The sequence below is a fragment of the Vibrio sp. Vb1127 genome (assembly GCF_033338735.1).
GTDB lineage: Bacteria > Pseudomonadota > Gammaproteobacteria > Enterobacterales > Vibrionaceae > Vibrio > Vibrio alginolyticus.
Map to the genome: position 1 here is coordinate 104,987 of NZ_JAWOTF010000007.1, position 19,853 is coordinate 124,839.

General features: G+C 43.4%; 19 protein-coding genes and 2 pseudogenes. 14 read left to right on the plus strand and 7 right to left on the minus strand.

Annotated elements, in window-relative coordinates:
- Positions 1-43: 43 nt before the first annotated feature.
- Together R7H07_RS23920 and R7H07_RS23925 are read right to left on the minus strand one after the other, a co-directional pair.
- A pseudogene (locus tag R7H07_RS23920) lies at positions 44-287 on the minus strand (EAL domain-containing protein); the annotation flags it as partial.
- Between the two features lie 71 nt (positions 288-358).
- Positions 359-589: a hypothetical protein gene (locus R7H07_RS23925; RefSeq protein WP_224721257.1), complete on the minus strand. Its 231-nt coding sequence runs from the start codon at positions 587-589 to the stop codon at positions 359-361.
- 468 nt (positions 590-1,057) lie between these two features.
- Here R7H07_RS23925 and R7H07_RS11840 point away from each other — a divergent pair, with 468 nt between their 5' ends.
- A complete protein-coding gene (locus tag R7H07_RS11840) occupies positions 1,058-2,251 on the plus strand; it encodes an acetate/propionate family kinase (protein ID WP_005375697.1) in 1,194 nt (397 codons plus the stop codon).
- Between the two features lie 68 nt (positions 2,252-2,319).
- Here R7H07_RS11840 and R7H07_RS11845 read toward each other — a convergent pair whose 3' ends face one another.
- Positions 2,320-3,249: a LysR family transcriptional regulator gene (locus tag R7H07_RS11845; protein WP_065275382.1), complete on the minus strand. Its 930-nt coding sequence runs from the start codon at positions 3,247-3,249 to the stop codon at positions 2,320-2,322.
- A gap of 128 nt (positions 3,250-3,377) precedes the next feature.
- Between R7H07_RS11845 and R7H07_RS11850 the strand changes: the two genes are divergently transcribed.
- The 4 genes from R7H07_RS11850 to R7H07_RS11865 all read left to right on the plus strand — a co-directional run bounded on the left by R7H07_RS11850 (position 3,378) and on the right by R7H07_RS11865 (position 7,224).
- Positions 3,378-4,292 carry an alpha/beta hydrolase gene (locus R7H07_RS11850; protein WP_017821078.1) on the plus strand — a complete coding sequence of 305 codons (915 nt, stop codon included), beginning with the start codon at positions 3,378-3,380 and terminating at the stop codon, positions 4,290-4,292.
- A gap of 72 nt (positions 4,293-4,364) precedes the next feature.
- Positions 4,365-5,303, plus strand: a complete 939-nt coding sequence (locus tag R7H07_RS11855) for an alpha/beta hydrolase (RefSeq protein ID WP_206958923.1) — start codon at positions 4,365-4,367, stop codon at positions 5,301-5,303.
- Positions 5,304-5,508: 205 nt separating this feature from the next.
- A complete protein-coding gene (locus R7H07_RS11860; RefSeq protein WP_054574367.1) occupies positions 5,509-5,811 on the plus strand; it encodes a hypothetical protein in 303 nt (100 codons plus the stop codon).
- Positions 5,812-6,204: 393 nt separating this feature from the next.
- Positions 6,205-7,224, plus strand: coding sequence for an alpha/beta hydrolase family protein (locus R7H07_RS11865; RefSeq protein ID WP_054574366.1), 1,020 nt, complete (start codon positions 6,205-6,207; stop codon positions 7,222-7,224).
- 123 nt (positions 7,225-7,347) lie between these two features.
- Here the strand turns inward: R7H07_RS11865 and R7H07_RS11870 are convergent, their stop codons facing one another.
- Positions 7,348-8,154, minus strand: coding sequence for a sulfite exporter TauE/SafE family protein (locus R7H07_RS11870; protein ID WP_047104470.1), 807 nt, complete (start codon positions 8,152-8,154; stop codon positions 7,348-7,350).
- 122 nt (positions 8,155-8,276) lie between these two features.
- Between R7H07_RS11870 and R7H07_RS11875 the strand changes: the two genes are divergently transcribed.
- The 6 genes and pseudogenes from R7H07_RS11875 (at position 8,277) to R7H07_RS11900 (ending at position 13,579) form a co-directional block, all read left to right on the plus strand.
- Complete coding sequence (locus R7H07_RS11875) at positions 8,277-9,071, plus strand: AraC family transcriptional regulator (RefSeq protein WP_047104473.1); 795 nt, start codon at positions 8,277-8,279, stop codon at positions 9,069-9,071.
- 339 nt (positions 9,072-9,410) lie between these two features.
- Positions 9,411-10,079, plus strand: coding sequence for a DUF1826 domain-containing protein (locus R7H07_RS11880; protein ID WP_065275381.1), 669 nt, complete (start codon positions 9,411-9,413; stop codon positions 10,077-10,079).
- A gap of 4 nt (positions 10,080-10,083) precedes the next feature.
- Positions 10,084-10,554 (plus strand): Fur family transcriptional regulator, encoded by a 471-nt coding sequence (locus R7H07_RS11885; RefSeq protein WP_065275380.1) that lies wholly within the window; start codon positions 10,084-10,086, stop codon positions 10,552-10,554.
- A gap of 82 nt (positions 10,555-10,636) precedes the next feature.
- Positions 10,637-11,971: a dihydroorotase gene (locus R7H07_RS11890; protein WP_047104476.1), complete on the plus strand. Its 1,335-nt coding sequence runs from the start codon at positions 10,637-10,639 to the stop codon at positions 11,969-11,971.
- A gap of 44 nt (positions 11,972-12,015) precedes the next feature.
- Positions 12,016-12,576 carry a carbonate dehydratase gene (locus R7H07_RS11895; protein ID WP_017821071.1) on the plus strand — a complete coding sequence of 187 codons (561 nt, stop codon included), beginning with the start codon at positions 12,016-12,018 and terminating at the stop codon, positions 12,574-12,576.
- Positions 12,566-13,579, plus strand: a pseudogene (locus tag R7H07_RS11900) (CobW family GTP-binding protein). The gene R7H07_RS11895 and the pseudogene R7H07_RS11900 overlap by 11 nt, the downstream one beginning before the upstream one ends.
- A gap of 207 nt (positions 13,580-13,786) precedes the next feature.
- On the opposite strand, the gene R7H07_RS11905 reads toward R7H07_RS11900, so the two are convergent.
- Entirely contained in the window at positions 13,787-14,659 is an 873-nt protein-coding gene (locus tag R7H07_RS11905; protein ID WP_047100907.1) for an aspartoacylase, read from the minus strand.
- A 147-nt stretch (positions 14,660-14,806) separates the two neighbouring features.
- On the opposite strand from R7H07_RS11905, the gene R7H07_RS11910 reads away from it, so the two are divergent.
- Entirely contained in the window at positions 14,807-16,072 is a 1,266-nt protein-coding gene (locus tag R7H07_RS11910; protein WP_047100909.1) for a peptidoglycan DD-metalloendopeptidase family protein, read from the plus strand.
- A gap of 67 nt (positions 16,073-16,139) precedes the next feature.
- Here the strand turns inward: R7H07_RS11910 and R7H07_RS11915 are convergent, their stop codons facing one another.
- Positions 16,140-16,319 carry a hypothetical protein gene (locus tag R7H07_RS11915; RefSeq protein WP_224721246.1) on the minus strand — a complete coding sequence of 60 codons (180 nt, stop codon included), beginning with the start codon at positions 16,317-16,319 and terminating at the stop codon, positions 16,140-16,142.
- A 276-nt stretch (positions 16,320-16,595) separates the two neighbouring features.
- Here R7H07_RS11915 and R7H07_RS11920 point away from each other — a divergent pair, with 276 nt between their 5' ends.
- On the plus strand, positions 16,596-17,810 hold the full coding sequence (locus R7H07_RS11920) for a CobW family GTP-binding protein (RefSeq protein WP_047100911.1): 1,215 nt from the start codon (positions 16,596-16,598) through the stop codon (positions 17,808-17,810).
- Positions 17,811-17,958: 148 nt separating this feature from the next.
- Here R7H07_RS11920 and zigA read toward each other — a convergent pair whose 3' ends face one another.
- On the minus strand, positions 17,959-19,158 hold the full coding sequence (gene zigA, locus R7H07_RS11925; RefSeq protein WP_047100912.1) for a zinc metallochaperone GTPase ZigA: 1,200 nt from the start codon (positions 19,156-19,158) through the stop codon (positions 17,959-17,961).
- Between the two features lie 190 nt (positions 19,159-19,348).
- Between zigA and R7H07_RS11930 the strand changes: the two genes are divergently transcribed.
- Complete coding sequence (locus tag R7H07_RS11930) at positions 19,349-19,774, plus strand: TraR/DksA C4-type zinc finger protein (RefSeq protein ID WP_064354628.1); 426 nt, start codon at positions 19,349-19,351, stop codon at positions 19,772-19,774.
- The last annotated feature ends 79 nt before the right edge of the window (positions 19,775-19,853 follow it).

The following is a 19,853-nucleotide window of genomic DNA, read 5'->3' on the forward strand; positions in this document are numbered from 1 at the left end:
TGCTACAAAAAGAATTGAAAGCCGAGCAAAGCGCTCGGCTTTTTTATGCGCGTCTAATACGGTTTTGCTTTTCATCGTGTTTGTTTACCCAACTTATTACTTCGTCTAAGGGCAGGGCAGAACAAGTAACCCTGAATGATGTCACAGCCTCGACTTCTCAAAAAATGCAGTGTGTCCATGTCTTGAACGCCTTCTGCTACGACCGAATACCCTAATCCATGTGCTAGCGCAATCGTGTTCTCAACGATAGAGCGGGAGCCTTCAGTGCGGCTTGCTGTGAAAAGAAATTAACCAGCTTACCTTGAAACGTATTATCAATCTTTCGACGTTTTTGAGGTTATCTCATAATTTGAATCAGTCATTGGCCTTCAGGTTGTGTCATGTCTTCGATAGACTCAAAGTAGTATTTACGATAAGGGAGCCCAGTAAGAGCGTCATGGACGGCATTGCGCTTCTCTCTTTCAGCAACAGTATGAAGCTTTAATATCGAATCGTTGCTCCACTTAATCACCAGCACGACAAAGATACTGCCGCCAAAAAGTATAAGAGAAACCCCCGTTTCTAAGAGAGAAGTAATAGGTTTTTGCATGATAGCGTGCAAAAAAACGGCATAAGCAAAAATGAAACAGCTGATTAACAATAATAGGAAAGTCCACCCGGTTACGTCAGTTTTCGAGCAGATGTTTTTTGTCATCTGCCATCCCCAGCAGAGCAAAATCAAACCTAAGATCACTAATAGAAATGCAATAGTGGGCACATTATTACCCCGATTTATTGATTGGTTTGTTATTTTTGTTCACCCAATAAACAACGTAGCTTATATATCTGACTTTGTACAAATTGACCTATTCATAAATTATGTTTAACAAGTGATATTTTTTAGTCTTCAAATAAAATCAAAACTTGCTACAGATCAACAAAATTTGTTCAATCAAATCGCTTTTACTAAAAGATTGTTGAAAGATTAAAAAATTATTGAATAATAGAGGGACAAACAAGAAGTACGCAGCGCACAAGCGCTATTACAACCTCTGCTCTACAACAGGATAACTATTTCATGTCTAATTCGTTTGTACTGGTGATCAACTCTGGTAGCTCTTCATTAAAATTTGCTGTTATTGATTCTGAAACCGGTGAAGCTTTGGTATCAGGTATTGGTGAGTGTTTTGGCCTACCTGAAGCTGAAATCAGTTGGAAATATCAGGGAGAAAAAACCGTTGAAGCAATTCCAGCTGGTGGCAACCATCATCAGTACGCTGTTGAGCGAGTGGTAAAACTACTCGATACTCTAGGTTTGAGCTCAAAATTTGTCGCTGTAGGCCATCGCATTGTCGCAGGCGGTGAAACCTTTAAAGGAACTGTGAAAGTTGATGAAACAGTTATTCAAGAAGTAGAGCGCCTTGCTGAACTTGCACCACTTCATAACAAAGCGAACGCTGAAGGCATGAGAGCGGCAATGGCGGCGTTCCCTTCACTGCCTCAATTTGCTGTATTTGACACTGCTTTCCACCAAACAATGCCAGCCAAAGCCTTTATGTACGCACTTCCTTACGAGCTTTACGAAGAGCATAAAGTGCGTCGTTACGGTGCTCACGGTACAAGCCACTACTACGTAAGCCGTGAAGCAGCGAAAATGCTAGATAAGCCGGTTGAAGAAAGCAGCTTTATCACTGTGCACTTAGGTAACGGTGCATCAGTGAGTGCGGTTAAAAATGGCGAATGTGTTGATACAAGTATGGGTTTGACGCCGTTAGCTGGCCTAATGATGGGCACTCGCTGTGGTGACCTTGATCCAAGTGTTATCGAGTTCCTTTTCCGTAAAGGCTGGGAAAAAGACGAAGTGTTCGAGATGATGAACAAGAAGTCAGGTTTCTTAGGTGTATCTGGTGTGACAAGTGATGCTCGTGGCGTACTAGAAGCAATGGAAGCGGGGAATTCACGTGCGAAGTTGGCATTTGAGATCTTCACTTACCGCGTTGCGAAATACATTACTTCCTACCTAGCGGCTCTGGATTCATTAGACGGCATCATCTTCACTGGTGGTATTGGTGAAAACTCACTACCAATTCGTCGTGAAATCTTGAAAAACCTAAAACTGTTAGGTTTTGTTGAAGATGAGAAAGGTAACGAAGATGCAAGATTTGGTAACGCAGGTGTTATTGCAACATCTGAGTTATTAGGTGCCAAAGCTCTTGTTATTCCTACTAACGAGGAATTTGTGATAGCTAAACAATCGGTTGAGCTATTGTAATATATAACGAAAACAGAAAGTTAAAAGCGAGCCTCGTGCTCGCTTTTTTACTTAAAGCAATTTGGTAATTACTCTTTGAGTTTCAGAGCTTCGCGCTTTTCGATTAAAAAATCCATCAAGACGCGGATTTTTTTCGGCATATGCTCTCGTGAAGGTATATATAAATAAAACCCAGGAAACTCTTTGCACCAAGGTGTCAGAACTCGGGTCAATCTTCCCTCATTTATGTGCTTTTCCACCCATAAATCAATATGCTTCACTAAACCCACACCCTGTATTGCAGCTTGTAACATACTATAGTCATCATTAAAAATAGCATTGCCTTTAGGCTCGAAAACGAGGGTGCGCTTTGCAACATCTGGAGAGGTTAGCGACCAATGATCAATTGTTCCGCTAGAGGTAAAACGATAAGCAAGGCAATTGTGACCTTCTAAATCCTCAGGAGTTTGAGGTAGTCCATTTTGCCTAAAGTATTCAGGAGAGCCCACTATTGCCGTTGTTAACGGCGGAGTAATAGGGACCGCAACCATATGTTCATCTAAGCTTAATCCTAAGCGAATGCCAGCGTCAACGCCTTCTGCGACGATGTTAGAAAACCCATCATCCATGATTAGCTCTAGGCGTATTTTAGGATAACGAGAGAGGAACTCACCTAGATAGGGCTCAATAAGCAGCCGAGCAGCGGTTCTTGATACACTGATACGGATTAATCCCGAAGGCTCAAGATGAGAGTCGTTCAATTCGTTAACGACCTGCTCAATGTTCATCAATGAAGGTTGCAAAATATCAAGCAGACGTTGGCCTTCTTGAGTCAACGACATACTTCTGGTGGTTCGATTAATTAACCGAACTTGTAGCTGTTGTTCTAACGCTTTTAGGTGTTGTGATAAGGCAGCACGGGTTACCCCCATTTCTAAGGCTGCTTTAGTGAAACTGCGATGGCGAGCAATATGTCCAAACCACGTCAGTGATGAAATTAAAGAAGGTTCTATTCTCATTTGTTAAGTATAACTAAACAGTCATGTAGATAAAACGATATTTATCCGAAACAGTGTGTTGACTAATATTACATCGAAGCTTAGGTCAGCCTGAGATGAACAGTTAACCTCTAATGGAGAATGTCGCTATGTCTAAAGTCACTTTCAAAAATCTCAATGGTCAAGGTATTGAGATTTCAGCGGTTATCAACTTCCCTACAGATTTTGATGCAAGTAAACAATATGCGGCGGTTGTTGTTTCACACCCAGGTGGTGGCGTAAAAGAGCAAACCGCAGGCCTATATGCGAGTAAACTTGCAAAAAGCGGCATAATTGCCATTGCGTTTGACCGTTCGTATCAAGGTGAAAGTACAGGTGAGCCTCGCCAAATGGAAAACCCTTACACGAGTACTGAAGACGTGAGCGCAGTCGTCGACTATCTGACAACGTTAGAGTACGTCGATAACGATAAAATTGGCGCAATGGGGATTTGTGCTGGTGCGGGCTATAGTGCAAATGCAGCGATCAATGATCGTCGAATCAAAGCACTGGGTATGGTTAGTGCCGTAAACATTGGCCAAATGTTCCGTAATGGTTGGGATAATTCGGTTAACGATGCTGACGCTGTTGGTTACTTAGAATTTGGTTCGAATGCTCGCACAACCGACACGAATGGTACAGAATTCGCGACTATTCCTCTAGCTCCGATGCGTGAAGAAGATGCCTCAAATGCAGAGCTACGCGAAGCTTGGGAGTATTACCACACACCACGTTGTGAACATCCAAATGCGCCGGGTTTTGCTCTAACTCGTAACTTAAACCAGATCATTACTTACGATGCGTACCACAAAGCGGAAGCATTCCTAACTCAGCCAATTCTTGCTGTCGTTGGTAGTGACGCAGGCAGCAAATGGATGAGTGATGACCTGATAGAACGTGCAGCGAGTTCAGATAAAACCTTGTATGCCATTGATGGTGCAAACCATATGTCGCTTTATGATGTTGCCGAATACGTCGATGACGCAGTATCCCAACTCGCATCTTTCTTCCAACGCACTCTTTAATATTCCCGATGAAAGGCTCAATTGCTTCGAGCCTTTCTGCTCTCAAGGCTTTTTACTCTTAAGGTATTGATTATGAATATGCAAAAAATCACTTTTAGAAATGCTGATATGGCTTGGGATATGTCTGCATTAATTTTATTTCCAGAAGGCTTCAATGAATCGAAACGCTACCCAACAATGATAAGTGTTCATCCTTTTGGTAGTTGTAAAGAACAAACATCCAGCGCTGTCTATGGTAAAGCCCTTGCTGAGTTAGGTTACGTCGTGATCGCATTTGACGCGAGCTTCCAAGGAGAATCGGGGGGATTGCCTCGCTACGTAGAAGACCCAAGTCAACGTGTTGAAGATATCAGTCGCGTTATCGACTATGCAGTGACTTTACCTTATGTCGATGAGAATAGAATTGGTGGACTCGGTATCTGCGGCGGTGGTGGTTACATGATCAATTCAGCCCTAACCGAAAAGCGCTTGAAAGCTGTCGTAGGTATTACGCCTGTTAACTTAGGTCGCTTGTTCCGTGAAGGCTTTAGTATGTACGACCCTATCGCCAATCTTGAAGCTATGGCTGCACAGAGAACAGCCGAAGCTCGCGGCTCAGAGCTGAAAATCGATGAATTTCTTCCTCCAAATATTGAATTTGCAAAAGAAAATGGATTAACAGAACGAGACGTGTTCGAAGCTACTGAATACTACAAAACATCACGTGGACAAACCGAAGGTGGTGCAACTCGTATGCTGTTTTCACATGCACAGAAAACACTGAGCTGGGATGCCTTTGCATTTGCCGAAACGTTATTGACTCAGCCTGTTATGGCCGTGGTAGGGCAAAAAGTCGGGGCGTTTGGTGCTTATCGTGATGGGCAGGAAATTTATGGCCGCTCTGTTCAATCAAAAGACCGACAGCTGGTTAATTTGGAAAATTGGTCTCACTATGAACTGTATGACCATCCAGAAGCAGTCGGCATTGCAATGGACAAGGTTTCTGCATTCCTTGAAACACACTTAAAATAATCTAATAAGTTAGAAGCGTTTTGTAGAGTTGCAAAGCGCTTATTTTTAACAGCGTAAGATGTAGTTCGAAGCGAGTAGGTCGGTAAATCTTCGTGCGAATAACCTCATCTACAGGCTATTGACTAAATACCACTGCCAAATACTGTTTAAGACAATGTACACTGAAACCTAATTAAAGGCGTTAGATAGGAATGAAGTTTAATTTATGCGCAAATCAGATAAGAAGGTCGAGAATCTAATTAGAGAAGTGTTGACCGAAGTTTGTGAAGATACGCTAAAAGGCTACGATGGCTTTCTTTGGGTGACTCATACCGTCAAATTCTCTTCTTTTCCACAAAGCTTAGAAATAGTCTGCGTATTCGAAACGAAGCAAGATCGAGCTAACTTTTTTGAAGGAGAGGGCCGCCAGCATGTTTCCACAACTATTCAAAAGGCATTTAATAAGGCAGGAGTGCAACTAAAGAACGTCAGTAAGCAAATCAGTTACGATACAAAACAAAAGTGTTAGTGCGGGCAGCAATGGTCCGTAATAAAATGGTGCTTGGCTACCTTGCTATAAAAATGCAAAGGGCACTGGATGGGCAATGAAGCTTCAGCTCACTTAGATATACATCGGTGTAACTACGAGTTATGGATTGTGAATACGGTTGGTTTTCTAATGTTGCCTTAAGAGGCCATGATTAGTCGTTTACAATGAGTAAAGTACAAACTTCTGCATGGTGGATATCCGCAGAAAATTATTGAAAAGAAAGGCTCTAGCTGGAGCGGTCTATCATTTTCTTTGGGTTACCTCGACTATGAATAGCTTAATTGCTATGTTTCGCAAAATATATGGAGAATCTCCTGCGCGTTATTTTTCTAGATGCCGTGCAGAATAATGTGTTGACCGGCTGAGGGAAAAATGAAAACCAAAATAATAATGTCTTTTCTACTCGCTACATTGTGTGTCAGTGCCAGCGCCAGTACGAATGAGCCGAAATACCATTCTGCGCTAACAATCAAAACGGCATTCAGTGAAGACAGAGACAAGCCAGTAGAAGTCTATTATTGGTATCCCACAACGAACGAAAAAAACAATTTCACGTTTGGTAGGGGGAACATTTTTAAATCAGTCGAAACGCAGTTAGATGCCCCTTTAGCAAGTGGAAAATTTCCCGTTGTGCTTTTGTCGCAGGGCGGAACACGGTCAGCGTTTTCCCACAGTGGTTGGATAGCCTCGAGCCTGGCGCAACAAGGTTATGTCGTTGTGGTACCAAAGCCTCCTGCACCGAACGAAATCAATGCAGAAATGGCTGTTGATGAAATCACATTCAGAACCAGTGATTTGGTGCTTGGGCTGAACGAATTAAGTTCGGTCGGGATACTGTCCGGAGGCGTAGATACTGATGCAGTGCAGGGGGTCGGCTTTTTTCTGGGCGGCACATCTATGCTGATGCTCTCCGGAGCGCAAATAAGCCCGGAGAAATATCGAACATCGTGTCACAACGCCACCAATGTAGACTGTCATTGGTTACGTGAAAATAACGTTGATATTACCAGCATCCCGGATCAAAAATTCCCCCGATTTCAGTCTGAAAACAAACTGAAATCGGTCGTCGTTATCAACCCTGAGCTAACGAAAACTTTTGTCCCTGAAACTCTGGCTTTGATGAACAATGCTATCACCGTGGTGACGCTTTCTGATCGGCTACATCCCGCACTGACACCAGCCGAATCACTTGTTGATCTTCCCAATGTGACGTTTCAAGAGATTCCTAGTGCGAGTCAGTTTAGTGCGTTCGCAGAATGTACTGAGCGTGGCATTAAAATTCTCGCATCAGAAGGGGAGGAAGCACTTTGTCAGGAGCGTGACGAGGTTTCCAGAAAGGACAATCATCAGCACATTTTGGATGTAATTCTGGCCAGGTTAACAAAGTCATAAGAGTGCAACAATGAGGAGCTTTCTTACACATTGTGTGCTTGGACCAGCAAAGCGAGAAGTAAGTTTTTGCAGGCTTATCCTTTCACCATAGTGCAAGGCCTACTAGTGACCGTGTTATTTGCTCTAACTAAGTACTTGTACCAACATTTTGAAACTTAGAAGAACACACAAAATACCAACGATTTTCTTAAGAACTTTATTTGGGAAATACTCTGCACAACGCACGCCGAGGCTAGTAGTTAAGTAGCTACTAATGGAGAAGCTGAGCATTGCAGGAAGGTATATGTATCCTAATACTAAGTTGTTCCAATCTGTGTTTCCCCATCCGTTTAACATGTAACCGAGGCTTCCTGACAGCGCGATAGGGAAACCTATCGCAGCAGAGGTACCAATAGCACGTTTTACCTCAAAATTTTGCTGGACAAGATAGGGGATGATCAACCCCGCACCGCTTATAGAGACAAGTGCTGATACAGAGCCAATCACCGAGCCTACAGTGATATTACCGATAGCCCCATGTGGGTTCGGATTGTACTCATTTTCAGTGTTGAGAAACATCTTATAAGCAACATACAACATGAATACGCTGAAAAAGCCTGCCAGATAGACTCCTTGTAGATACGATGCTACGAATGTGGCGCAAAATGTTCCGACTAGAACTCCGCTCAACATTTTTACTACCATTGTCGAGTCTACATTCTCTTTTTTGTAGTGAGCGCGCATGCTGCCCAATGTTGTAACAATCATCGAAGCCATTGATGTCCCTAACGCAAGATGCACTACTTCCGTATCAGCTATTCCCTGTAGTGAAAATAGAAACGCAAAAATAGGGACGGCCATTCCACCACCACCCACACCAACGAGTCCTGCGAGAAAGCCAATGCCCAAGCCTGCTGTAATGTAATAGATAATAAAGATAGGTTCGTTCATGATGGTTCTGCCTTCGATAAAATGATCGTTGCTAAAATGTTACTCGAACGCTAACTTGCTATGGTAACGTTAAGAGGACAGAAAATAATGAATAATGGCCAAAATGGAATTGAGTAAATAAAGTGACAAACTCTGATTACAGCGAATGGAAAAATGGTGCCGCACTGATCGCTAAGGAGTGGCAGCATGAAAGGAGCGACTTCAACCATTTGGATCAACGGCCACATAATTGGCACAGTCATCATCGAGGCCAGTTACTGTGTATAGATGAAGGGCTAATTCAGGTCAAAACCGATGAAGGAACGTGGATACTACCACCTCACCGAGCTGGTTGGATCCCCCCGGGTGCGATGCACAGTGTTTATTTTTGTGGTTCTCTGAAAGGTCGTTCATTACTGTTTACTCCAGAGAGTTGTGAGCGGTTTCCAATGAGACCTTGCGTGATCCAAATGAGCGATGTGTTGAAAGCCCTATCGGTTAGAGCATCGATATGGAGTAAAACAGACGATCTATCCATACAGTCTTTACGTATTCTTGCCGTAATATCCGATGAAATCGTCAATAGCCCTCATGAGTCACTCCACATCCCACTGCCCAGTGATCCGAGACTGCAAAAAGTTACTCAAGCAATTTTAATAGACCCAAACAGCAAGCATTCTGTGGAGCATTGGGCCAATATCGGGGCAGTCTCATCTCGGACGTTAAGACGATTGATTCGTAGTGAGTTAAACATGAGTTTTAGTGAATGGCGGCAACAAGTACTGCTAATACATTCATTAGAAATGATAGCTCGAGGGGAATCGGTGGGAGATATTGCACATGCTTTAGGTTATTCGACGCCCAGTAACTTTATTGCGATGTTTCGTCGGGTCTATGGCGATTCACCCACGCGTTACTTTTCTAATCGCGGAATATAATTTCCGTGCTCGCATGCTCATGATGTTCCCCTAATTATCTTTAATCAAAAAAGGTAAATATTGAAAAGATTAATTGTTATGTTATAGCATTTCCTTGTTTGGGGCTCTACAATTTGTTGTTTAAAGAATTGATCTCACAACCAGTAGTCTCCTATTGAGAGAGAGTAAACGTTGATTTCTTCACAAGCGCTGTCTGACTTGACTCTACATGGGGTGGGACTGTGTCAATATGTCCGTGAACTAGAGCGAAATCGTAACGATTACTAGGTCTCATAGCCCTAGAAAATCAACGTTATTAAAACCTTTACCTGACCTTTTTAACGCTTGGGAGGAAGATATATGAGCATTGATGTAGTTGAGAACCCGCTTCGTGTCCAAACAACATCATCGTTGGCGATATCGACATCAGCGAACATACTTAGCGACATCTACAAACCAGAGCACAATATTGCCATATGGCAGCGAACGCTCTCGAAAGAGTTGACGAAGGACATTAATCTGATGCTGGCTCAGGAGCCTAGATTGGCACTGGTACAAAGTGTCACGCCAGATGATGCTGCACAATGGGTACGAAGCAAGTTAGAGGGCTATGCGTGTGCTGATGCGCTGAGTGAAGATGTTGCTTTAATCGTCGATATGTTCTGCTGTTTGTTTGAGGTTAAAGAAGCAGGTTTGAGACTAACTCGCCTAGACAGCCCGATGTGCCCGAAATTTCACTTTGATCGTGTGCCTTGCAGACTTGTCATAACTTATACCGGCCGAGCGACCGAATGGTTAACCAACGATACCATTGATCGCACTAAACTCGGTGCCGGTAGTCTTGGTCAACCTGATCACCTATCGGGCTTATACGACTCTGAAAGTGTCATACGACGAATGCAGCCTGGCGATGTTGCCCTGCTCAAAGGAAGTGGTTGGGAAGGCAATGAAGCCACTGGACTTATACATCGCTCTCCACATGTTGCAGATAATGAACGTCGCTTACTACTCACATTGGATTTCATCTAGAGATATGAGAAAGCTCAAAACGGTAGATGACGTCATGAAGCAGGTAGAGAAAATCTGCCTGCTGCGAGGTAAACAACTCACTACTAAACGGAAATTGATACTGACTTCGCTGCTATATGCGGAGAAGCCGCTTTCTGCCTACGAACTAGTTGACTACTGCAATCACAACTTTTCTCAAAACATTCAAGCGATGCCGGTTTATCGAATACTCGATTTCCTTGAAGCAGAGCACTTTGTCCATAAGCTCAATACATCTAGTAAATACGTCGTTTGTTCTCAAATCGCGTGCGATCAGGAGCATGGCGTTCCACAGTTTTTGATTTGCTCTCAGTGTGGAAAGGTTAGTGAAATAGCGGTTGAAGCCAATGTTATTTCTAGCGTATGTGCGAAAGCCATACAAGAAGGCTTCACCGTTCTTAGCCCACAATTTGAGATTTCCTGTGTTTGCGATGAATGCGCAAACCGCCCCCTATGAGGCAGACACACGATCTCCCCTTATAGCTTCACAAGGTGACCGAGTATTGGCCACCTTTTCAAATTATCTAAAAGAATGAATTATGTCAGCAACATTGATTAAAAACGCTCGGGTGGTCAACGAAGGAGCCATTACCGAAACAGATTTACGTATTGTTGATCAAAGAATTGACAAGATTGCTACTAATATATCCGTACAACACGGAGATATTGTAATTGATGCTAAAGGGGCTTATTTACTGCCAGGCATGATTGACGATCAAGTGCATTTCCGAGAACCTGGGCTGACACATAAAGGCACAATTGCAAGCGAGTCGCGGGCAGCGGTAGCCGGCGGTATTACAAGCTACATGGAAATGCCCAATGTTAGTCCGGCTACAACGACTATTGACTCGTTAGAGCGCAAGTTCGCTCTCGCTAAAGAAAGCTCGTTTGCGAATTATTCTTTCTACCTCGGTGCAACCGAAGACAATCTTGAACAGATTAAACAACTTAACCCCAAACAACATTGTGGTGTGAAAGTATTTATGGGGGCATCAACAGGAAATTTGTTAGTCGAAGATCCGCAAGCGTTGGAGTCAATTTTTCGTGACTCTCCAGTACTCATTGTTACTCATTGTGAAAGTGGGACTGTTATTAAACAAAACCAGCAAAAGCAAAGGCTTAAGAAGCCAGGTTTCACTATCGAAGACCATCCCATTTTGCGTGACGAAGAGGCCTGTTACGCTTCATCTTCTTATGCGGTAGAACTTGCCAAAAAGTATCACAGCCAACTGCATGTGCTGCACATCACAACGGCGAAGGAGCTAGCACTTTTTGACGAGGGAGACATTCGAGATAAATCAATCACCGCGGAGGCTTGTGTTCACCATCTTTGGTTCAGCAACAAAGATTATGGCGCTCTTGGTAATTTGATCAAATGTAATCCTTCAATCAAGTTTCCTAGTGACCGCGATGCGTTGTTAAAAGCGTTAAATACGGGGCAAATAGATATCATTGCAACAGATCACGCTCCTCACACTTGGCAAGAAAAACAAGTGCCTTACGAGCAGGCTCCAGCCGGACTGCCGTTAGTTCAGCATGCGTTACTTACTCTCTTCGAGCATGTCCGTTTAGGTCATATGAGTTTGACTCAAGTAGTCGAAAAAACTGCGCACAACCCGGCCATTCGCTATGGCATTCAAGGCCGAGGTTTTATTCGTGAAGGTTACTACGCCGATTTGGTGTTGGTTGATGCTCATACCCCAACACGAGTTAGCAACGAAAACAGTTTATATCACTGTGGTTGGTCGCCTTTTGCTGGACATGAATTTTCAGCTCAAATTCAAAAGACTTGGGTCAATGGCGCGCTAGTTTATGCCAATAACAAAGTCATCGATAAACCAGCTGGAGCGATGCGTTTATCCTTCAATCGTTAAGTCGCTGACCGCAAAGAAAGAGCCATAAACAAACTGGAAGCATTATGTTAAGAAGAAACCCAACGGGCCATATGCCACAGGTGTCCTCAACAGCCTTTATCGATCCAACCGCTATTATCTGTGGCAAAGTCATTATTGAGGATAACGTTTTTATTGGACCCTATGCTGTTATTCGAGCTGACGAAGTTAATAACCATGGAGACATGGAAGCTATCGTCATCAAACGTGACACCAATATCCAAGATGGTGTCGTAATTCACTCTAAGGCAGGGGCTGCGGTGACCATTGGTGAGCGCTCATCCATTGCTCATCGTTCCATTATTCATGGTCCTTGCCAGGTTTGTGATGATGTTTTCATTGGCTTCAACTCCGTCGTGTTCAATAGCGTCATCGGTGAGAGGTGTGTTATTCGTCATAACTGTGTCGTCGATGGCCTCGATTTACCCGCTTATTTCCATGTACCACCGATGACCAATATTGGTGTCGGTTTTGATTTAGAGAGTATCTCTAAAGTGCCGCCAGAATATTCAGCTTTTTCCGAATCCGTCGTTTCTGCCAACCATGAACTAGTCCAAGGCTACCGGAGAATTGCCAATGAACTTTAATAAGCCACTGATTTCGCGAGTGCCGACTAACATCATCACTGGCTTTCTCGGGGTGGGGAAAACATCGGCAATAATGCACTTATTGACCCATAAACCGAGTCATGAACGTTGGGCTGTATTGGTCAATGAATTTGGCGAAGTTGGTATTGATGGCAGCTTGTTACAAGGCCAAAAAAAACAACAAGACCAAGTGTTTATTCGAGAGGTCCCCGGGGGATGTATGTGCTGTGCAGCAGGTCTTCCGATGCAAATCGCCTTAAATCAATTATTGTCTGAAGCAAGGCCAGATCGATTGTTGATTGAACCTACAGGCCTTGGTCATCCTAAAGAAGTACTGCAAGTGCTATCGACCGAGTATTATCGTCAAATTCTCGCTTTGCAAAAAAACATTACTTTAGTCGATGCACGTAAACTATCGGATCCTAAGTACACTGAGCATGAAACGTTTAACCAGCAAATCACTATCGCAGATACAGTGGTAGGTAATAAGCGCGATCTCTATCAAGATGAAGATGAGCAAAAGCTGACGGCTTATATAGCAAAGCTCGGTCTGCGGGAAACAAAAGTGATTTTCGCTGAACATGGCGCTATCCCTTTTCATGAATGTGAGGGAGCGACTCGTATTGACGTGCAAAAAACGCCCTCTGTTCTTTATCGTGAAAGAGAGAAAAAGTCACTTGTTCCTGAGTTGCCTATGCCTGAGAGCGGCATTCTAAAAGCAACCAATCAGGGGGAAGGTTTCTAGAGTATCGGTTGGCGTATATCCGCTGAAAACGTGTTCGATCATCAAAAGCTGAGATTATTGCTGCTCGACCTCAAGGTCGAACGAATGAAAGCGGTTTTTATCACGGGAAGCGGTATTTTTGGTTACAATCTAACATCAGATGGACTCACAGAGTTTGAACTAGACGAGTGTTCAGAAAGCCGCCTAGAACTGATCTCTTCCGGTCTAGATGACCAATTTGAAGATAGATTATTTCGATGTTTGGAGAAGGCATCATGATAGAAAAGAGAAAACTCTCCTTTTAACCATAATGTCTTACCTCCTTAAAATTCTAGTGGGGTTTCTTTTAAAGCTGCGCTTAGGGCACTTATGCTGCCGTATTAGGGTGGGGTTAGTACCCGTATTTTCTGCCTATGCGGTTCAGGCACAGTTTTATTCATGGGGTGAGGTATCCACGTTACACGTGGCCTAATTACTTGCTTTAAGTTACACGGAAGAAACACGTCTTTTTTTAGCGAGGGCCATTGCTATATTTGCGGTACTGTAGGCGCTCTCATTGATAAAGTGCGGGTAAATTTCCCCTTTGCCATTCCAATGGATATCATAACCAGCGAAAGTCGCTAATAAAGGTGCTCCTGGTTTGACCGCCTCAAAATCTCTGCCACAAATAGTAGGGTGTACTAGTGCTTGCCGCATACCCTCTTGATCAAGTGGAACCCTGATTTCTTCGGTGTAAAAAAACGCCTCATAATCGCTCAGTAAGCCTATTTGGTTGAGGTTGTGCTTTTCAACATAGTCCAATACTGCGGTAAGCATCTGTTTCATCAACTCCAACGTACTGTACTCTAGCGCACCATGTGCTTGCGCCCCGACCTCAATCATTATTCCATATTGCCCAGCAGTACAAAGGTAAGGTTGCTCTTGCCATTCTTTTCGCTCTTCGAAAAGGATATGTGCTGATGGCATTCGTTGTTTGACGTACGCGCCCAGTTTCCGATAAAAAACATCGTTAGAAAGCAAAATCAACGTCGCTCCCATATTGCTTGTTGTATTGTGCAGGTCAACAATCAACAGTTTTTCTTGGTTTGCATATTTTTCGATAAATTGATGTGCAATCTTGCTTTCATGCAAATCAGGACAATGATTGCTATTCATTGCTGAGAACTCGCGATTTAAGTCTGTATCGATGTATCGGACGTTGTGTTTTGCTGCTTCGGAGTTTGCGATGATCGAGCAGGCTGAAAAGGTTGATCTATTGACAGAGTAACGTTTTTCTTTGATTAGTTTATGTAAATAAATACCAGAAAGTTCGTTTCCGTGTGTTCCTGCAACGATAAGTGCTGAATTGAATGTGTTCATTATTGAGCCTTCTCAAAGAGAATGGGTTGAATGACTGGTCTTCTCTTAGCCAATCCAGTGAACTGAATAAACGTTTACTAAACTGAGTAAAAATAATCCTAGATATGTTATAACATAACAATCGTTGTTATTGATACTTAGTTTCTCATGAGTCAGTTTAAATTTATTGCTTTAATCGTTGCTGTGTTTTGTTTTTCGGTCGCTTTGCTTCTACCTACAGAGGATGAGCCAAATCAAGATAGTCACAGCACTCAACTGAATCAAAGCAGTGATTCGTCACCACCTCCATCATCAAAGATAGTGGTTCCCTCAGATAGCAGTTTGACTCCGTTGCCTAAACCTAAACCTAAACAAATACACTACATAGTTAAAGTGGGAGATACGCTCAGTGGTATCTTCGCTCAATTGGGTCTCCCTTACGGTATTTTGCAGCAAATTCTCTCAGTTGATCTTGATCACCTCCAGCTAGATATGATTCAGCCCGGAGAAGAGCTTGAATTAGTGATGGATGACATGGGGCAATTGAGTCGACTAATTTATCATATGAGCCTTGTAGAGAAGGCTATCTACACTAGAGAAAACGATGGCTCCTTCTCTTACGAATTTCAGGAAATTTCAGGGGAATGGCGTGAAACCTTATTTTCGGGAGAAATCAAAGGGAGTTTTTCAGTCTCGGCACATCGAGTAGGATTGGCATTAGGCCACGTCGCAAATATTACGCAGGTGATGAAAGATAAGATTGATTTTGCGCGATCTCTTAGAGCCGGTGACCGTTTCGATATATTAGTGAAACAGCAATATTTAGGTGAACACAAAACTGGCAATAGTGAGATTAAGGCTATTTCTTTTAACTTAGCGAAGGGCGAAGTCGCTGCATTTCTAGCCGAGGATGGACGGTTCTATGATAGAGCTGGTAACAGTTTGGAGCGAGCGTTTAACCGTTATCCTGTCGATAGGGCATACCGCCGAATCACCTCTGGGTTTAACCCTAAGCGTAAACACCCAGTGACGGGAAGAGTCACCCCGCATAACGGAACGGATTTCGCGACACCAATCGGTGCGCCAGTTTATTCTACTGGGGATGGAAAAGTAATTGCGGTCCGCAAGCACCCTTATGCCGGTAATTATTTAGTGATTGAACATAACAGTGTGTACAAAACTCGTTACCTACACTTGAATAAAATCTTGGTTAAAAAAGGTCAAGTTATAAAGCGTGGGCAAAAAATAGCCCTCTCTGGGAATACTGGTCGTTCAACCGGACCACATTTACATTTTGAAGTTTTAGTTCGTAATCGTCCGGTTGATGCAATGAAAGCCGACTTACCTATCGCGAAGTCGCTTCCTAACATCCAGAAACCTTCATTTTTGGCGCGAGTATCAGAGTTTGATTATCTAGTAGAAACGAAAAACTGAGTCCCGACAATTTGTTAGGGCTCAGTTATGCTATTTTGTGTTGTGAGGTTGGAGCAATAGGTGAGTGTCAATATGTGTTCCTAGAAGAATAATGACTGCGATTTTTTCTTTTACGTGCGCCCACATCCGCAACATCGGACGCTTTGCAACAACCTCCGCCTTTGATCGGCCTACGTGAAAACATCACACCAATCGCGAGCATCGCAATACAACTTAGGAAAATAAGAATGGTAAGAACTAAAGTCATAACACCACCTCCTATAAATCGCTGTACTGTCATCTTTCTCCAATTTTATAAACAAAGCAATGGTCGTTTTGTAACCACTTATTATTTTTATCAATAGTCAGACCTTTGCTGGTGATGAAACGTGATGAGAAACGAAGGCTAGCTCTGAAAAATCAGCCTCTGTGGTCTTAACCGACTCTTAATCTTTGGGTACAAGACAGCAATTGGATTCCTTCTATAACTCATCAAATTGTTATGTTATAACATGCATTCATCCAGAGTTTGTAGGTCAAAGGTATGCCATCAATTCCAGTCACCATTTTGCATGGGTTTCTCGGGTCAGGGAAGACCACGTTTTTACGCAATATTCTTCAACAAGCCGATTATTCTGGTGTTGATCTGTCAGTTATTGTGAATGACATGAGTGAGTTAGACGTCGATGGCGTGCTTATCTTAAATACCGATGCGGTGAGTGAAGAGCAGGGCAACTTTGTCACGATCAGTGGAGACAGCATCAGCAGCCTGAGTGGTGTAAAGCAGCTCGATAAAGCCCTTAAAAAGCTCTGCGCAGAAAAATCGCCAGAATGGATTGTGATTGAAACATCGGGCAGTAGTCATCCTTTGCCTTTGGTTGAGTATTTCAAAAATAACGCACAATTCGCTCTCAAAGACGTGATTACGTTGGTGGATGCGACTTGGTTGCGAGATGACTATCGACAAGGCTCTGCCTTAATTCCGAAGTGGCAAAAGAACGTACAGCAGGGTGTTCGCGGCGTTGAAAACTTGTTGGTAGAGCAAATCATGTTCTCAAACCGTGTCATGCTCACCAAGACGGACAAAGTGGATGACAATACCGTTCGTAACATCGCGCAGGCGATTCATCCGCTTAATGTTTACACCGAGATAATCAAAACGTCATGGGGAAACTTGGATATCCGCATGTTGAAAGGTGAGCAAGACTACAATTTCTTCCTTGTTGAGCAGTTAATCGCAGAACTTCGTGAGACGGTGAATGAGCCGTTGAATCTCTCTGATAAAGACGAACAAAGCCTTGTCGCCAAAGTGATCAAAGATGATCGACCTTTTCATCCTGCGCGTTTGTGGAGTACCTGCCACCAGTATTTAACTAAAGGTGTGTTCCGCAGTAAGGGGTTCTTTTGGTTTCCAACTCGAGACGATGTTTCACTGCTTTGGAGCCAAGCAAGCGGCAATGTGGGGCTTGAAATTACAGGCTTTTGGCGCGCTTCGGTAATCAATGACGAATCGCAAAACTTCACTGAGGAACATCGTCAAATCCTGCAAGATAAGATAGACAGCGTTGAAAGCCGCTTTGGTGATCGTCGTTGTCGCTTAACGGTGATTGGGCAAGAAAACGAAGTCGATGTGTTTATTGATGCGCTGGAAAACTGCTTTTTAACGGATGCGGAACTGGAGCAATGGCAACAAGGGGCAACATTTGAAGATCCTTGGCCAAAGAAAATAGCTAAGTTGAGCCAGAAGAAGACGGTTTGAATGTACTGGTGAGGATTCCCTTGGTGCATGTTTGAATCTCGGCTTGTACCAAGAACGGACTTACTGAATTGGCTCGGTATACCAAAATTGGCTCTGGGTAACGAAAAAGCCTCCCGAATGGTGGGAGGCTTTTTTGTATCTCAGTCGTTTACTGTTCCCATTCAGGGAAAGGGTCTTCCAGAGATAACCAATAGTCGAGCCCTTGCTCCATCTCATCTTCTGTTAACAAGCATTCGTTAAGACGAGCAATCAATTTCTGTTGCTCTAATCCCTGACCAATAAACACCAATTCTTGTCGCATATCGCCGTATGGTTCTTGCCAAATGTCGTTTATAGCATCTAGGTAATCTTGATCCGTCGGCCACTCCTCCTTCGGAATCGCTTTCCAAAACATACCAGCAACACCATAACGTGCGATGCCTCCCGCTTGGCTCCATTGACCGACAAACTCTGGTCTTGTTGCTAGCCAAAAGTAACCCTTGGAACGAATCAGTTTGCCGTAATCTTTCGCATTGTGGAGGAAGTCATAAAACTTCTCTGGATGGAAAGGGCGTCTCGCATGATAAGCAAAGCTAGAAATGCCGTATTCTTCGGTTTCAGGTATGTGTTCGCCTCGCATTTCCTTTAACCAACCTGGGGCTTGTTGTGCCTTTTCAAAACTGAAGCTTTGTGTGTCGAGTACCGCATCAAGGTCTACTTCACCATTTGAGATCGGAAGGATGGTGGCGGATGTATTGAGAGTTCTAAGAATCGCAAGAAGCCTTTCGATTTCTGATTTCTCAGCGAGGTCGGTTTTACTTATCAAGATAACGTCAGCGAACTCGACTTGATCAACGAGCAAGTCGGCGACGCTGCGTTCATCGTCTTCACCTAAGGATTCGGCGGTCTCTGTTAAGAACTTAGCTTCATCGTAATCACGCAGAAAGTTAATCGCATCAACCACCGTAACCATGGTGTCTAAACGTGCAACGTCTGAAAGTGATAGCCCGTTTTCATCAGCAAACGTAAAAGTCTCTGCAACGGGAAGTGGCTCGGCGATGCCAGTGGACTCGATAACTAGGTAATCGAATCTGCCTTCTTGCGCGAGTTTAGTAACTTCTTCAAGTAGATCTTCACGCAGGGTACAACAGATGCAGCCGTTACTCATCTCAACTAACTTTTCTTCACTGTGGTTGAGAGAAACTTCATTCTGAACGGTCGCTGCATCGATGTTGACTTCGCTCATGTCGTTGACGATGACCGCGACTTTTCTGCCTTGTCTATTGTTAAGAATATGACTTAAAACGGTTGTTTTTCCTGCGCCTAGAAAGCCGGACAAAACCGTAACAGGGAGTTTCTGGGTGTTCATGCTCATGCTCTTTATGGTGTAATGTTATAATATAACAATTAATATAGTCGGTGATCTTAACTCTGGCATCAAGCAGTTTGTGAGTGTGTCGAGCACTGCACCTTATTGGCGGCTTTATTTGTCGTTTAGTTGCACAGGTTCAGATGTCCGGAATTTAGAGATCGAACTCTTATCTCGGTGTGGAGGTTCTATGAACGAAGAGAAAAAGCATGTCATGACAGAAGAAGAAATTCTTGCAGCGCCCGAGGCGGATTATATGAATGAAGCTCAGCTCGCGTTTTTTGAAAACCGATTATTTGAGCTTTATGAATTGACGTTAGCGCATATTGAACGCGCGAAAGAAGAGATGATTGCGCCAATGGAATTCAGTGACGAAAGCGATAGGGCGTCCAGTGAGGAGCAATCTGCAATCGCATTAAGAATCATAGATAGAGAGCAAAAGCTGTTACCTAAGATTCAACGATCGTTGGCTCGCTTGCGCGCAGGGGAGTATGGCTATTGTTTAGAGTCCGGAGAACCTATCGGCATTCCAAGGTTATTGGCACGACCTACTGCTGAATATAGTGCAGAAGTAAAAGCTCAAATGGAGTCAAAAGAGCACTGGTATAAACACTAAAGCCTCACTATCTTATGACGTCGATATTCTTCTCGTTCACTTGTTTTTTTGATGTTCTCTGAGAAGTCTAAAGCGATGG